The 15,511-nt window shown below is 43.5% G+C and carries 9 protein-coding genes; all 9 read right to left on the bottom strand.

Translation table 11 applies throughout. From position 1 onward, the window contains the following. Nucleotides 1–16 precede the first annotated feature (16 nt). Nucleotides 17–1,189, bottom strand: a complete 1,173-nt coding sequence (gene bamB / locus CYG50_RS11960; protein WP_102137555.1) for an outer membrane protein assembly factor BamB — start codon at nt 1,187–1,189, stop codon at nt 17–19. A gap of 20 nt (nt 1,190–1,209) precedes the next feature. Then, nucleotides 1,210–1,833 carry a YfgM family protein gene (locus CYG50_RS11965; protein WP_102137554.1) on the bottom strand — a complete coding sequence of 208 codons (624 nt, stop codon included), beginning with the start codon at nt 1,831–1,833 and terminating at the stop codon, nt 1,210–1,212. Between the two features lie 10 nt (nt 1,834–1,843). After that, nucleotides 1,844–3,121 (bottom strand): histidine--tRNA ligase, encoded by a 1,278-nt coding sequence (hisS, locus tag CYG50_RS11970; protein WP_102137553.1) that lies wholly within the window; start codon nt 3,119–3,121, stop codon nt 1,844–1,846. A gap of 219 nt (nt 3,122–3,340) precedes the next feature. After that, nucleotides 3,341–4,459 carry a flavodoxin-dependent (E)-4-hydroxy-3-methylbut-2-enyl-diphosphate synthase gene (ispG, locus tag CYG50_RS11975; protein ID WP_004264895.1) on the bottom strand — a complete coding sequence of 373 codons (1,119 nt, stop codon included), beginning with the start codon at nt 4,457–4,459 and terminating at the stop codon, nt 3,341–3,343. 173 nt (nt 4,460–4,632) lie between these two features. Next, complete coding sequence (gene rodZ, locus CYG50_RS11980; RefSeq protein ID WP_102137552.1) at nt 4,633–5,577, bottom strand: cytoskeleton protein RodZ; 945 nt, start codon at nt 5,575–5,577, stop codon at nt 4,633–4,635. A gap of 202 nt (nt 5,578–5,779) precedes the next feature. Then, the gene (rlmN, locus tag CYG50_RS11985) at nt 5,780–6,961 is read right to left on the bottom strand and encodes a dual-specificity RNA methyltransferase RlmN (protein ID WP_004912645.1); all 1,182 of its coding nucleotides are present in this window, start codon (nt 6,959–6,961) and stop codon (nt 5,780–5,782) included. Between the two features lie 161 nt (nt 6,962–7,122). Further along, nucleotides 7,123–7,548: a nucleoside-diphosphate kinase gene (ndk, locus tag CYG50_RS11990; RefSeq protein ID WP_004264899.1), complete on the bottom strand. Its 426-nt coding sequence runs from the start codon at nt 7,546–7,548 to the stop codon at nt 7,123–7,125. Nucleotides 7,549–7,825: 277 nt separating this feature from the next. Further along, a complete protein-coding gene (gene pbpC / locus CYG50_RS11995; protein WP_102137551.1) occupies nt 7,826–10,147 on the bottom strand; it encodes a peptidoglycan glycosyltransferase PbpC in 2,322 nt (773 codons plus the stop codon). Between the two features lie 73 nt (nt 10,148–10,220). Then, the gene (locus tag CYG50_RS12000) at nt 10,221–15,260 is read right to left on the bottom strand and encodes an alpha-2-macroglobulin family protein (RefSeq protein ID WP_102137550.1); all 5,040 of its coding nucleotides are present in this window, start codon (nt 15,258–15,260) and stop codon (nt 10,221–10,223) included. Nucleotides 15,261–15,511 lie beyond the last annotated feature (251 nt).

Below are 15,511 nucleotides of genomic sequence, written 5' to 3' on the forward strand. Positions count from 1 at the left end.
GCGGTTTGTCAGAAAATTAACGTGTTAACAGGTAAACTGTTCCGTTTTTTGTCTGAACCATTAGCTTATCACTCGCAACAACTGGGCGACTGTGAATACCTGAGCTGTTTAATTTGTTTTGTGCAACAAACCCACCCGTATTCATGTCTAACCAATGCAGATAACCTTCTTTATCACCGACAACAAGATAGCCATTATACATTTCTGGCGCAGATAACCCACGATTTAACAGGTCTTCCTGCGTCCATAGCGTCACACCATCGCTTTTACGAACAGATAATACGCGGTCACTTTGGTCAACGAGATACAGGTTTTCACCTGACATCACCATGTCATTGATTGATCCCAGCTCACGTTTCCACAGAATTTGACCTGAGCGCATATCCAGTGCTGCCAATGTGCCATTATAAGCAATCGCATACACTTTACCGTCATCAATAATTGGTGTCATGTCGACATCATTTAAGCGGCCGATTTCTGTCGAACTTGTCACTTGCGAAATACGTTGTTGCCAAATTAATTGACCTTGAGACAACAGCACCGCACTAACACGGCCGTTGTCCCCACCGACAATCGCAGCACCAAAAGCAACCGCAGGCGCAGATTCACCGCGTAATGACAACGATGGGGTATCCATGTTAACGGTCCATTTGATTTCACCGCTATTGACGTCTAAAGCTTGCAGTTGGCCATTACTGGTATGAATAATAACAAAATCATTACTCACTACCGGTTTAGAAAGGGCTTCACCGGCAACTTCGACATCCCAAACGACTTGGCCATCTTCTTTGTTCAGCGCAATAACGGTTCCGCGCTCTGTACCCACAAAGATTTTGTCGCCATCGACGGTTAAACCGCCTGACAATAACGCAGACAAGTTAGCAGAAAGAAAACCTGTTCGTTTAGATAAATCGACTGACCAGAGCTCTTTACCGCTATCGAGTTCAAAAGCTTTAACTAAACCTTTACGGTCTGCTGCATAAACCGCTGAACCATCCCAAACAGGTGATAATTCAGAATAAAATTGTTCAACACCATCTCCGACAGATTTATCCCAAACAATTGATGGGCTGAATTGATTTTCAACCTGTGGAAGTGGCGCCATGATAATAGAATCAGTTTCGCTGGAACAACCGGCAAGTAAAGCTGAAGCGACTAGGCCAACTAAAAGTGTTTTGCGCAACTGCATGTTTGTCGTTTCCTTTCTTCTTATGAATTAGATACGTTGTTCAACTTCAGAGTCAAAATACCTCTAATAGATTGAGAGCCTTCACTTTCTAACCCCTGAGCGTAAGCCGCTTTTGCACCTGCTTTATCGCCCTTGTGGAGTAAAGCATCACCACGGACATCCTGTGCCGTTGCTTGCCATGACTTACTTTTAATATTTGCAACTGATGCTATCGCACCGTCCGCATTACCTTGAGCCAATTGAACTCGCGCTAAACGCAGGTTAATTAAATCTTGCATATCCGCGGTTTTTGCCTTCGCTAGTGCATTGGTCAAAGCAGTTTGTGCGTTAGCCAAATCACCTTTATCCACAGCGATTTGCGCAAGCTCTAAGCCCATCATCGCACTGTATACATCGTCAGTTTCAGCTGCGAATTTTTGCGCTGCAACAATACTTTGTTCTGAACCTGAACGTAACTGAGTGTTTACTGCTTCAAACTTTTGAGCGCTTTCTTGCAGTACATTGGTTTTATGTGATTGCCAGTAGTTCCAACCAAATACACCACCCACACCAATTACGAGGCCAACAACTAATGCCACGCCATTATTCGCAAAGAAGCGTTTAATCGCATCGACTTGATCATTTTCGTTTGTATAGACTTCCACTTGTCTCTCCTTAACCTAATAACTCGGCGATGCGTGACGCCATAAGTTGCTGCGAAATGGTTTCTTGTACGCCTGTGCGTAAATCTTTCAATGTGACTTGGTTATTTTGAATTTCATCTTCCCCCAAGATCAGGGCAATTTTAGCGCCTTGTTTATCCGCTCTTGCTAACTGTTTCTTGAAGTTACCACCACCGTGGTTAGTCATTAACCGCAGTGTCGGTAGTGCATCACGCACTTTTTCGGCCACTAATATCGCTGCTTGCTGGCTATTTTCGCCAAATGAAGCAAGATAAACATCAGCCACTGAAGCATCCGCTGTAAATTCAGGATTCACTTCTTGGACTAATAACACCATGCGTTCCATACCCATGGCAAAACCCACCGCAGGTGTTGCACGACCGCCTAATTGTTCAACTAAGCCATCATAACGGCCACCCGCGCAAACTGTACCCTGTGAGCCTAACGCTGTTGTTACCCATTCAAAAACAGTGCGGTTATAGTAGTCAAGACCACGAACTAAACGCTGATTAACACGGTATTGAACGCCAGCGGCTTCTAACAGCTTGCATAAGCCATCAAAGTGCTCACGTGATTCGACATCAAGGTAATCAAACAGTTCAGGTGCATCATTCAATAAAGTCTGAACGTCTTGATTTTTGGAGTCCAAAACACGCAGAGGATTTGTGTACATCCGGCGTTTGCAATCTTCATCCAGCTTGTCTTTATGCTGTTCTAAGAAAGCAACTAAGGCCTCACGGTAATTAGCACGCGCTTCTAATGAGCCAATCGAATTCAGCTCTAATGTCACATGCTCACTAATACCTAATGCTTTCCACCAGCGCGCTGTCATTAAGATGACTTCCGCATCAATGTCAGGACCCGCAAGACCAAACACTTCGGCACCTAATTGGTGAAATTGACGGTAACGGCCTTTTTGTGGGCGCTCATAACGGAACATTGGCCCTAAATACCACAAACGCTGTTCCTGATTGTACAGCAAACCATGCTCAATACCGGCACGGACACAACCTGCGGTATTTTCAGGGCGTAATGTCAGACTTTCATCATTACGGTCATTGAAAGTGTACATTTCTTTTTCAACGACATCCGTCACTTCACCTATCGCTCTGCGAAATAGCGGGGTCTGCTCTACAATCGGGGTACGAATTTCACTAAAACCATAACCCTGTAAAATATTTTTTAATGTTGCTTCGATTTTCTGCCATACACGCGTGTCAGCTGGTAAGTAATCATTCATGCCGCGAATGGCTTGGATATTTTTTCCCACTTTATTTCTCTATTTTCAGAATTACATAAGTTTGATTATAAGAGCGAAATATCATCTGGTTCAATCAACAAACACCAATTACTGATACTAATCGGGATTTATCTGTCAATTTGTACGGTGAGCGACCGATTTTAGAAAAAAATGCGGATAATTGATATAGCGTTTGTTCTAAATATGCCAAACGACACTATGAATCGTTTGGCACTAGATTAGACAAAATTAATCTTTTAAATTGACTTCAATCCGCTTGCTTTCATCCATCATCGCTGCTTTGGCTCGAATTTTAGCTTCTAACTGGTCGATAATGTTGTCATTATCAAAGCGCTCTTTTTGACGTTTACCGTCTTCATAGAAACCACTCTTGGTTTTTGCGCCTGCAACACCTAGCGTGGACACTTCCGCTTCACCGGGACCATTGACCACACAACCAATAATCGACACATCCATTGGTGTAATGATATCTTCTAAGCGCTGTTCTAACTCATTCACCGTGCCTATCACATCAAACTCTTGCCGTGAACAAGTTGGACAAGCAATAAAATTAATACCACGTGAACGAATACGCAGTGATTTTAAGATATCAAAACCGACTTTAACTTCTTCAACCGGGTCCGCCGCTAAAGAAATACGCAAGGTATCACCAATACCCTCGGACAGTAGCATTCCTAAGCCAATTGCCGATTTTACTGAACCTGCACGTGCACCACCGGCCTCGGTGATCCCTAAATGCAGTGGTTGATCGATTTTATTCGCTAATAAACGGTAGGAGCCGACAGCGAGAAACACATCTGATGCTTTTACACTGACTTTAAACTGGTCGAAATTCAGTCTATCTAAGATATCCACATGGCGCATTGCTGACTCAACTAAGGCTTCAGGTGTCGGTTCGCCATACTTCTCTTGAATATCTTTTTCAAGGGAACCACCATTGACCCCAATGCGAATAGGAATATTGTAATGGCGTGCACAATCAACCACTTGGCGAATTCTTTCTTCGCTACCAATATTACCTGGGTTAATACGCAAGCAATCAACACCGTATTCGGCCACTTTTAATGCAATACGATAGTCAAAATGGATATCAGCCACCAGAGGAACACTAACTTGCTGTTTAATCAACTTAAACGCTTCTGCCGCATCCATCGTAGGAACAGAAACGCGAACAATATCCACACCAACACGCTCAAGTGATTTAATTTGGCGGACTGTGGCTTCGACATCAGTTGTGCGGGTATTGGTCATTGACTGGACAGCGATAGGTGCGCCATCGCCTACTGGTACGCTGCCTACATTAATACGAGTGGATTTACGTCTTTTTATCGGTGATTCATTATGCATTTTTGTTTAATTCTCCGAACGTCCATGTGCTCTTTGTTACCGTGGTACTCTTTGCTACCGAGGTATAGTTTTAACGATTATTTTTATACGCTCAACTATACACAAGAAAGCAAACCATAGCCTATCAAAAAAGATGTTTTCGGATATAGTTTGCTTCTTTTTGTCTTTCTAATTTAGGCTTCAGGTAACTTCAATTTTGCCGGACGTTTCGCTTTGATGAAGCGGCTTAAATCAACGGCATTACCTTGGAACTGTACAGTGACATTTGCTGGTGCACCGATGTTCAGACGATAAGGCTGCGGGCCATCAAGCTCCAGCTTATCGCCATTATTTTTGGTGCCACTGAATAAGATTTTATTATTCGCGTCACGAATTTCTAACCAGCACTGGCCAGTAAAGTTTAAGACCAAAGCTTGGCTGCTAACAGCAACAGGGTCAGTCGTTTCTGTGTTTTGTGTTCTATCTAATGCAACAGAAGATTGCGGTGCATTAGGTAATGGAATGGTTCTGACAGGCTCAGTAATCGGGTCTGTGGTTAATACAGGCTCTTGAACTTGTAATTCAAGCGCATTTTCCTGTGCGGCAGGGGCAGTGTCAGTTGAGACAATTTCTGTTGAAGTCGACAATTCAACCGGTGTTGTGCTGTTATTTTGCTGAGACAAAATCAAATCATTTTGATTTGCAATTGAAACTAGCTCATTTTTCTGTGCGTTATGATCTTGCCACCACCACACACCAACCATTGCAATCAGCACAATCACAATCAACCACGTCAGTTTCATTAGCCAACCTTCACGCTTTTTACGTTTTTTCCCTAAAGAATAGCTTTGCATAGGAGAAACTTTGGCTAATGTGACAGGTTCTTCCGTTTTCAAATACGTTTTTAATTCGTTTTCTGATATGCCGACCATTCGAGCATAAAGGCGAATATAACCACGTAAAAATGTCGGTTCTACACCAGCGGGAGCAATATCTTGTTCTATCTCTTTTACCGTACTGATTTTAAGGCATAATCGTTCTGCAACAATATCTTGGGTTAGCCCCATGCGCTCACGTGCTTGCGTCAATAATTGTCCGACTGTCGTCGTAGTCTGTTCGGTATTATTTTCGATAGTCATTTGCTGGCAACACTATTTCCAAGTTTAAAATATATAAAGCAAACATTGAGCAGCTTTACTCGTCAATAATTTATCATCATGTTGAAACAACAATTAAATTTTTCTTATTGCTTCTACTATTGTAGGTTAACAAGGGCGTTTTGCCTAACTCTAAAACGCCCTAAATCATAACCTAATTCACTAATTCAAACATATTTATAAATCAGACTGTTTTTACCTTAATAGGTTCCCCTGCTAAGCGTTTTTTCAACGTTCGCTTCGTTCTGTCAATCACGTCACCAGCAAGTTGCCCACAGGCAGCGTCAATATCATCACCGCGTGTTTTGCGCACTATCGTGGTAAAACCATAGCCCATCAACACTTTACAGAAGCGGTCGATACGACTATTCGAACTTCTACCGTAAGGGGCCCCTGGGAACGGGTTCCACGGGATTAAGTTAATTTTGCTCGGTGTGTTTTTTAAACATTCTGCTAATTGATGAGCTTGTTCAACACTGTCGTTCACGTGATCTAACATCACATACTCTACAGTTACTCGTCCTGCATTCGCATTCGATTTGGTTAAATAACGATTCACGCTGTTGAGGAAAGTTTCAATATTGTATTTTTTATTAATTGGAACAATATCGTCGCGAATATCGTCTGTTGGTGCATGTAGTGAAATCGCTAATGCAACGTCAATCATATCCCCTAGTTTATCTAATGCAGGTACAACCCCCGAAGTGGAAATCGTGACACGGCGCTTAGATAAACCAAAACCGAAGTCATCTAACATAATCTCCATTGCCGGGACGACATTATTCAAATTCAGCAATGGTTCGCCCATTCCCATCATTACGACGTTAGTAATTGGACGACGTCCACTGGATTTCAGTGAACCAATAATTTTTGCAGCTCGCCAAACCTGGCCAATGATTTCGGAAACACGTAAGTTACGGTTGAAACCTTGCTGTGCCGTAGAGCAGAATTTACATTCCAGTGCACAACCGACCTGTGAAGAGACACACAGTGTTGCCCGATCTGCTTCTGGGATATAGACGGTTTCAACCAGTTGGTCACCCACTTTGATGGCCCACTTGATGGTGCCATCTGATGAACGTTGTTCATCAGCGACTTCCGGTGCACGGATTTCTGCAACTTCTTTCAGTTTTGCTCTAAGGACTTTATTAATATCGGTCATTTGGTCAAAATCATCATAGCAATAATGATAAATCCATTTCATGACCTGATCAGCGCGGAACGGTTTTTCACCCATTTGAGCAAAAAATTCGCGCATTTGTTTGCGGTTTAAATCGAGTAAATTGGTTTTTTGGTTCGTTTTTTCTGGTGTGACAGAAATAGCGGAAGAAGTTGCACATTGTGCATCTGTCGTCATATCAGACATGGTGTATTGCCTCGTTGTTACACTTTCGGCAGTGCTATTGATGAGTATAGCACGACGTAATTTTTGCAGCCTTAAAAATATAATCGCCCCGCTAATCATAGCAGGGCGTCGCATTGTACAAACTTTATAACAATAATGCTAATGCATTAGTTAAAGAAGTCTTAGCGTGGGCAGATTTCATCCGCAGTGAAGAAATATGCGATTTCACGTGCCGCAGATTCTTCAGAGTCTGAACCGTGAGTTGCGTTTTCAGTGAAGCTGTCTGCGTAGTCTGCGCGTAAAGTACCCGCTAATGCGTTATCTGGGTTAGTTGCGCCCATCAGGTCACGGTGACGTTGGATTGCATTTTCACCTTCTAACACTTGCAGCATGATAGGGCCTGAAGTCATAAATTCAACCAGACCTTCAAAGAAAGGACGGCCTTTGTGTTCAGCGTAGAAGCCTTCAGCTTGCTCACGAGTCAAATGCATCATTTTAGCAGCGATAATAGTGAAACCGGCGCTTTCAAAACGGTTGTAGATTGCACCAATAACGTTTTTCTTCACAGCGTTTGGTTTAATAATAGAAAATGTACGTTGAACAGTCATAAATAACCTCTTAGCGATTCATTAGGCCTTTATTCTTTATTCTTCCCTGTAACTTAGGATGTAAGAACTTAAAATAGGCATGTTGTAGTTTTTTATATTATTTCTAATTCTATTGTTAGACCTTTAGACTTCAAAGGCAACCCTATCTAGGAAAAAGAAAAATAAGGCGATGATTATAGGGGCTCTGATTACAATTTCCTACAGTCACAACAACATTTTGTTAAACTTTTTATAGCAAAAAACACTATTTTTTCGGGTAAGTCACGTTTTTCATCTATTACTTCACTCTAAAGCTTATTGCCGTTACTTGGCCGCTTAAATCTAATACTGAAATTTGGTAGCTTCCACTTTTATCGAGTGTTAGCAAAATAGAACCGTTTTGCTCGGTTGTATTCACTTGTTCTCCGTTTAAAAACCACCATTTCTGCCCTTGCCCACCCTGTGTGACTAAACGCAAGTCTAAGCTAGTTTTACCAGGTAAACGCTGTAATACTTCACCATCACGTATACCAGAAATCAATAATGGCGGCATTTCTAACTTCATAGGAGGACAAACTGAATCCGCTTTAGGTAACCGATTTTCCCGTTTTTCACTGTTTGGTAACCATGACTCCACCGTAATTGGCCATAAATGCACTTCTTTTTCTTGGGCATTCGGGCAATCAGCCGCAACTTGGAGCCCTTTCTCATTGACCCAAATTTTTTGCCTTAATCCTAATAACGACTCTTGGTCTCGCGCCATTAAAGTCGGTGGGATCGTATTATCCAAGATCCAGCTAAGACGCCTTTGGCGGCAATTATTGTCATCTTTCAGCAATGCTGTGCCACCCGGCCAGCAAATCACTGCTTGGCTTACACTGGCAGGTTTCACATCTTTTGGTAACGGCTCATGTGATTGGTAAATTTTGCTCAGTAACATGCCATTTATTTGATTCATAATAGGGATCGCTGTGGCGAAACCTAACTGCCCTGCAACAGGCGTGGCATCAGGCCGCCCAACCCAAACACCGATGGTATAACGTGGATTAACACCAATCGCCCACGCATCACGATAACCATAGCTGGTCCCTGTTTTCCATGCCAAATTTATTTGCCCTGATAAGTTAGGATCCGGTACAGGACGAGCTTCCCCACCCATAATTCGGCGCACTATCCATGCTGCGCCCGGTGACATCAGCGCTCTATCACGAATTTCATCGGTGGGTTTAAAGCGCAGCGGTGACACATTACCTTTTCGCGCAAATGCGCTGTAAGCGGAAACCAAATCTTCCATCCGTGTAGCTGTCCCGCCTAAAATTAGCGACAAATTTGGCTCGCTGCCTAACGGAAAGCGCAGTTCAGTCCCAACATTGCGGAGTTGAGCCGTAAATCGTTTACTGCCATACACATCTAACAACTGCACTACGGGTAAATTCAATGAGCGAACTAATGCATCGCTGACACTCACAGGGCCATTAAAACCACTGTCAAAGTTACCGGGACGATAATCATTAAAGCGCCGCGGAACATCTTGTAATAACGATTCCGCGTGGATAAGCCCATCATCCATCGCTAATGCATATAAAAATGGTTTTAACGTTGAGCCGGGGGAGCGCCAAGCGCTTACCATATCGACATGCCCAAAACGGCTATCATCTTGGAAATCAATGGAGCCAATATACGCTTTCACGGCCATATCCGTATGATCGACCACCAAAATCCCAAGTGACGTTTGTTTTGGCAGTTGGTTTTTCCAATTCATTGCCATATCTTCCAGCTGCCTTTGTAAGCTGGCATCGATAGTGGTTTCAATGATGGACTCTTGCGTCCCCTTGGTCACCCGCCTTGCCAGCAAGGGGGCTGAATGTGGATTCTTTCGCGGTGCTAACCAAATCTGTTCTTGTTTAATATCAGTAACTTTTTCAGGGCTCCAGACCAGGTATTCCTCTAACCGGTCTAACACCTTATCACGAGCGGCTTGTGCTCTTTCTGGATAACGGTCTGGCCTTAAGCGGCTAGGGGCTTGAGGTAAAACAGCAAAGAGAGCCGCTTCACTCGCTGTCAATTTTGCCGGTGACTTATTCAAATAAACCCAGCTAGCGGCGCCAATCCCTTCAATCGTTCCGCCATACGGAGCGCGGTTTAAATACATCCCTAAAATTTCATCTTTTGAATAGTGGTACTCAAGCTGAGCCGTACGCCAAAGTTGTTTTAGCTTACCACCCAATGTTCTTTCATGGGGGTCAATTAAGCGTGCGACTTGCATCGAAATGGTACTACCGCCTGACACAATGCGCCCCGAACTCACAAACTGCCCCGCAGCCCTAACTAGCGAAAACGGGTTTACCCCCGGATGGCGATAAAAATGGCGATCTTCATAGGTTAATAACGCTTCAATAAAATCAGGAGAAACCTCTTCGAGTGTAACCGGAAAGCGCCAAATACCTTCTTTGTCTGCAAAGCGCCACAATGGTGTGCCATCCGCTGCAACCACGGTTCGTGCCATTTCAATTTGCTTAATCGGCAACGGCCAGATTTTATCAGCCGCTAGAAAAGCCAGTGGCAAAATAATGACCAATAGAACCAGTGTAATGCCTGTGCGGCGTAACCATTTTTTCATTGATGGGAGTACCGAAAATAAATTAAAAGAGCCCTTATATCTTGAGTATTAATATAAGGGCTTTAAGAGGAGATTAACGAACGATTTCTAATTGGCCATCAGAATAGCCAGTCGCACGCCAGTCAGGGACATACATTGATTCAACTTGTGGTACTGGAATGCTATACACACCCGGTGTCACTGCCCGCGCTAAGTAGACTAATGTCGTTGGTCGATATTGCTGTACTTCAACGGCAGCCACAAAACGGTCATCACGGTATTCCATATGGCGAATTTGTGATTGTTGCATATCATCAATCAGTTCTTGCAGGTTCGGTGCAGATTCACTCAAATTAGCGCTACTGTTCGCTAAATTTTGGTTTTCTAGTTCTAAGCCCGCTGGCAGCAAGTCAACCACTAGCGCATCTGGCACACTTTGGGATGCCTGAACTTCCAGCTTAACCACCACCATTTCACCGCTTCTTAGTCTATCTAATGAAATGCGATTGCCTTTCATATCATAGTAACTACGAGTGATACCTAATACGTTCGAACTTGGTTTCGGTGAATGTTGCGGATACCCCACTACGTTTAAGCGTGTATACAGGGTATTGGTTCCACTGTTTTCGATGCTATAGCCTGTTTCTAATTGACCTTTGCTCAGGAACTCACTCACAGGTTTATCTGAAACCATCGGAGGTTCTTGGCCATTAATCGTTGCTTTCCATGGAGCTTCACTTTCATTTAAGTAGAAACGGCCCGCTAAGTACAACGCGTTGCTCTCTTGTGTCGAGAAATAACGTTGAGAAGTCAAATTATTAGACAAAGTTTGCAGTTTTTGGTCGCGCGATTTTGGCATTAAATTATATTCATTTAACAGCGCAACAATCATCGCATCGTCACGGATCACTGAGCCGTAATCCCCGACATAACTGTAGCGATTACGCTGTTTTTTCATCCCGTCAATTACCGCGCTCTCACCACGTGATTTATCCCCCATCAAGTTCAACGCAACGCCTAACTGAACAAGTGGTAAGCCACTCGCGGCATGATCTCTTTGGTTATAAAGTTGACGTAATGCACCTAGAGGTGCTTTTTGCTGTGACGCCAATACTAAGCCTGCATAAGCTTGGGTTGCGAAACGCGCGCCTGCCTGATTTTCCGTATAAGGATAATTGATTTGGTTGCCATCTTGTAAATAGCTCAATAAGCGCGTGTTTGCGTTACTGATAGCTTCTTGGGGAACCGTAAACCCACGCTGATTCGCTTTATTCAAGAAATCCGCTGCATATGCGGTTAACCAATACTCTTCGCGGCCGTTTCTATCCCATAACGAGAAACCGCCATCATTACGTTGCATACTTAACAAATGCGGAATACCAATTTCAATCGCTTTATGGCGGTCTGCATCCGTCTGCGTTTTAATCCCTATCTTATTCAGCTCAGCTTGAGTTGAGAATAATGATGGATATAACCCGCTGATAGTTTGCTCCAAGCAACCATATGGGTAAGCAAATAACTCTCTAATATAACGAGAAACATCTAACGGTGGACGGCTCGTTAATAGCACTTGCCCTTCAATGGTATCTGGTTGTAGGCCCGCAATCTGGTTAATTGGCAGTGCCCATGAGGTACCTGGCTCAATAGCGGTTGCAAACGAAACGGTTTCTGCCGGTTGTGCCGGACGAACGCCAACTTTCCAACTGTTGCTGTAATCTTTATTGGCTTCGCCTTGAATGTTAATGCCATTAATGGTCATCGACACTTCGCCTTCACCAAAGCCGTAGTCTGCTTTGACTGGTAAGTTAATCGTGGTGCGTTTGCCTTTCGGTAACGCTAACTCACGGCTACTGACACCATCAAGTTTCACCATTCCTGATGCCTTGAAGTTGACGGTCACATTCTGCGTGTTATCCGTCATATTGGTCAAATCAAGTGCAAAATAAGACTTATCACCGCCAGCCATAAATCGTGGCATCGACATTTGTGTCACTAATGGTGCCGCGACAATCACTTTGCTATCTGCATGGCCGAACTCTTTTTCATTCCATGCTTGCGCCATCACGCGGAGTTCGCCGTTAAAATCAGGGATAGCAAGGCTAATTTCACCCTCACCGTCTTTATTTAATGTGACAGGCTTAGCCTGCTCAGCAATAATTTGCACTTCAGTGAGTGGCTTCATACCACCACGCTCTAATGCCGCCTCTTCGCTGTCACCACCAAAGCGCAGGTTAGCAACCTTACCTTGGCCTTCAATTAAGTGACCATAAACGTCATATTGGTCAACACTATAGCGCTTACGGCCAAAGAAAGCGTCATACGGGTCTGGGGTTTTGAAATCCGTGATATTCAATACACCAGTATCTACCGCTGATAACAACACATTCACTTTTTCAGGTAATGGTTTTCCGTCTTGTGCGGTCGCTTTAATTTTTACCGTCAAGTCTTGATTAGGACGCATTTTGTCTGGCGTCGTTAGAGCCAACGCTATTTTACGGTTCTCATCTGCAATCGGTAAATGCAACACACCCACCGCACGTTTCACCGTGGCTTCTTTAGAGTCATCTCCTGGGCGAACCACAACTGCTGAGACGTAGAGGTCATGACGAGCCCACTCTTTATTGACTGGAATTTCAACGTCTAAGCCCTTTTCTGGCACGTCTATTTCTTCCCACCACAGTGGGCCATTACTCGACTCGAGCAATATATATCCCTTACCTGCTTTAGGGGATTCAATGCGAACTTTGGCTTTTTCACCCGGTAAGTACGCAGGTTTATTTAGGCTAAGTTTCACTTGGTCAGGGCGAACTGAACCACTTCCCCCCGTATTATCTTGCCATGAATACCCTGCCCAGAACTGGACACTCGACACGAGCTGATTTTCTGGGTTAACGACTTCTAGGCGGAATGCGCCCCAATCCACAGGGAAAGACACTTTCGCAGTCCCGTCTTTGGCGATGACAATATTTTCATTCGCCATAACGAGGTCTTTTTGGTCATAATTTGAAGACCAGCCACCACTTTCAGACCAACTCCAATAATAATCACGGCGTTCGTACACTAAACGCGCTGTTAAGTTTTCTGCCGCCAGTTTATTACCCGCCGCATCTGCCATGACTAATTCAAACTCAGCAAGCGAGTTTTCATCCACATTATGGCGTTTGACATAACGGTCTGTGCGGTAATCATAAATTTCTTTCTTAGCAAATAATGGGCGAATACCGACCAATTTTTCCGCAGGCCAAATGGCTTGCTCAGCACGACGCGTCACTGGACGGCCACCAGCTTCAAGCAAACTTGCTTGTAAAACAGCTGAAATCGGTGAACGTGTTGAACTCCAATTACTGTTTGGAATTGAAATCACCGTTTCACCGTTGCTGTCCAGCGTCAGGTCAAACTCATCCAACTTACGTGGTAAGCCCTCTTCGTTGACAGCACCAAATTCAAAGCCCGGTAATTTTGCTACCGCTTCACGATTGGCCTTTAACACAATTTGGCCTTGTAACTGGTTATCTGCCGCTGGCGCACCATATAAATAACGCCCTTGAATATCAAAATCCACGGATTGATCAGTTAAACGCGGCACATCGCTACCAACGATTTCTAGCGCCATACGTTCAGGCATGAAATCTTCAACATTAAATTTGTAATAACGCAGTGGCGAACCATCACCTAAATCAAAGCGCAGTGACCAACCGCCTGTCTCTGCATTTTTAGGGATTTCAAATTGATATTGATATAGCCCATTTTGGTTTTCTTCCGGCTGCCAAACAAAGCTACGAACCACTTGCCCATCCGTTTTTAATACATCAACTTTAACTGGTTGAGTTTTAACCGGATTACCATCACCATCACGCAATAAACCATTGACCAGTAGCAATTCACCCGGACGATATAAATCACGAGGCCCAAAGGTGAAAAATTGTTTTGCGTAGCCTTCCGGCCCTGAAATGTCGAATTCAGATAAATCAAGTGCAGGCTGAGTTAAATCAATCATACTGGTTTGCCCTTCGTGGGTTGCCAGTAATAATTTTCCACCCGCTAATTTATCTAACTGGGCATGACCATCGCCATCTGTCGTGCCTTTTGTCACTAACTGGCCTTTTTCATCCAAAATACGCAGCTCAACACCTTTAATTGCGGAGCCTTTCGCTAAGGATTGGGTGAAAATGTCGACACGGTCTTGGTAGCTGTGTAGTGACACACCAATATCACTCAATGTGAAGACGGTCGCAGGGAATTGATAACTATAGCTGCCTGCTTTTTGCATGATGGCCAAATATACGCCATCTTGCTGCAACTCTTTGACATCTTTGAGTGGCAGCAAAATGGTTTGGCGGGTATTTTTATCTGGGTTTAAATCAAAGCGGCCGGTATAAGCCAGCTCCACTTTGTCGAGAAACTCTTCTGAATACCAATACTCATAATTACTGCGATATTGCCACTGCGCTAAAAATTGTGGCAATTGCTTTTCATCTACACGGAAGAAATTGACGTCGACTTTATCAACGTTCAAGGCTATCACAGGTAAGCCTTGGGCGACCTTGCTCGGTAATAAGGAGCCTTTACTTGCAAAACCAACCGTTGGGATAATTTGTGCTGTGGTCAGTTTTTTCTCAAAACTGTCGGTCGTCGTACGCTCATTAACCGCTTTAATACCTGGGTTAATGGTTAAATTTAATTCTTTAGAGGGTGGAAGGTGACGGAAACGTAGTTCCATCTGGTTATCAGACAGCTCCCAAGCCCCATCCAATTTTCCTGATTTAACATCAATAAGGTTAATAAACTGGCCGAAGTCTTGGTTGGCTTGCAATGGCACGGAGAATGTCACCACCATGGCACTTGCACCATCAAGTTGTAATTCAGATGCATCCAAAATGGTTAAATCTTTCCCTGCATATTTTTTTACCATTTCTTCAGTGGAAAGTTTCGGTGCTACTTTTTTCTGTTCTGCAACTGGCGCTGTTTTGGTTTGGTTTTCTGGCGCTGTTGTTGAAACATTTGGCTCATTTTTGGTTGTTTCATCTGCATTATCACAACCGGCCAATGCCACGACCGATGCTAACGCAAGTGCTAAATAACGTTTTTTGGTTTTTAGACCCGCCAATGAAGCCCAACTTGATTGTTGTTTCATTACCGCCCGCCCTTTAATTAGTTAAAATGTATTCTATTTTTACGGTTTTAACAGAAGGTTAAAACCACACTATATACGTTTAAATCGTTTAAAATACACACAGATAAATGCTGCTGATAGTGTTTTAATTATCAATATAATTTAACAGAATGTAATAAGAACACCTATCAGACAAAACGGAAAAAATGATGGGAGAGAAAAACAGAGAAATGAAATAATATTTTTTAAATAGTAAGCAGAATATATATTTA

This window comes from Providencia huaxiensis, from assembly GCF_002843235.3.
Classification (GTDB): Bacteria; Pseudomonadota; Gammaproteobacteria; order Enterobacterales; family Enterobacteriaceae; genus Providencia; species Providencia huaxiensis.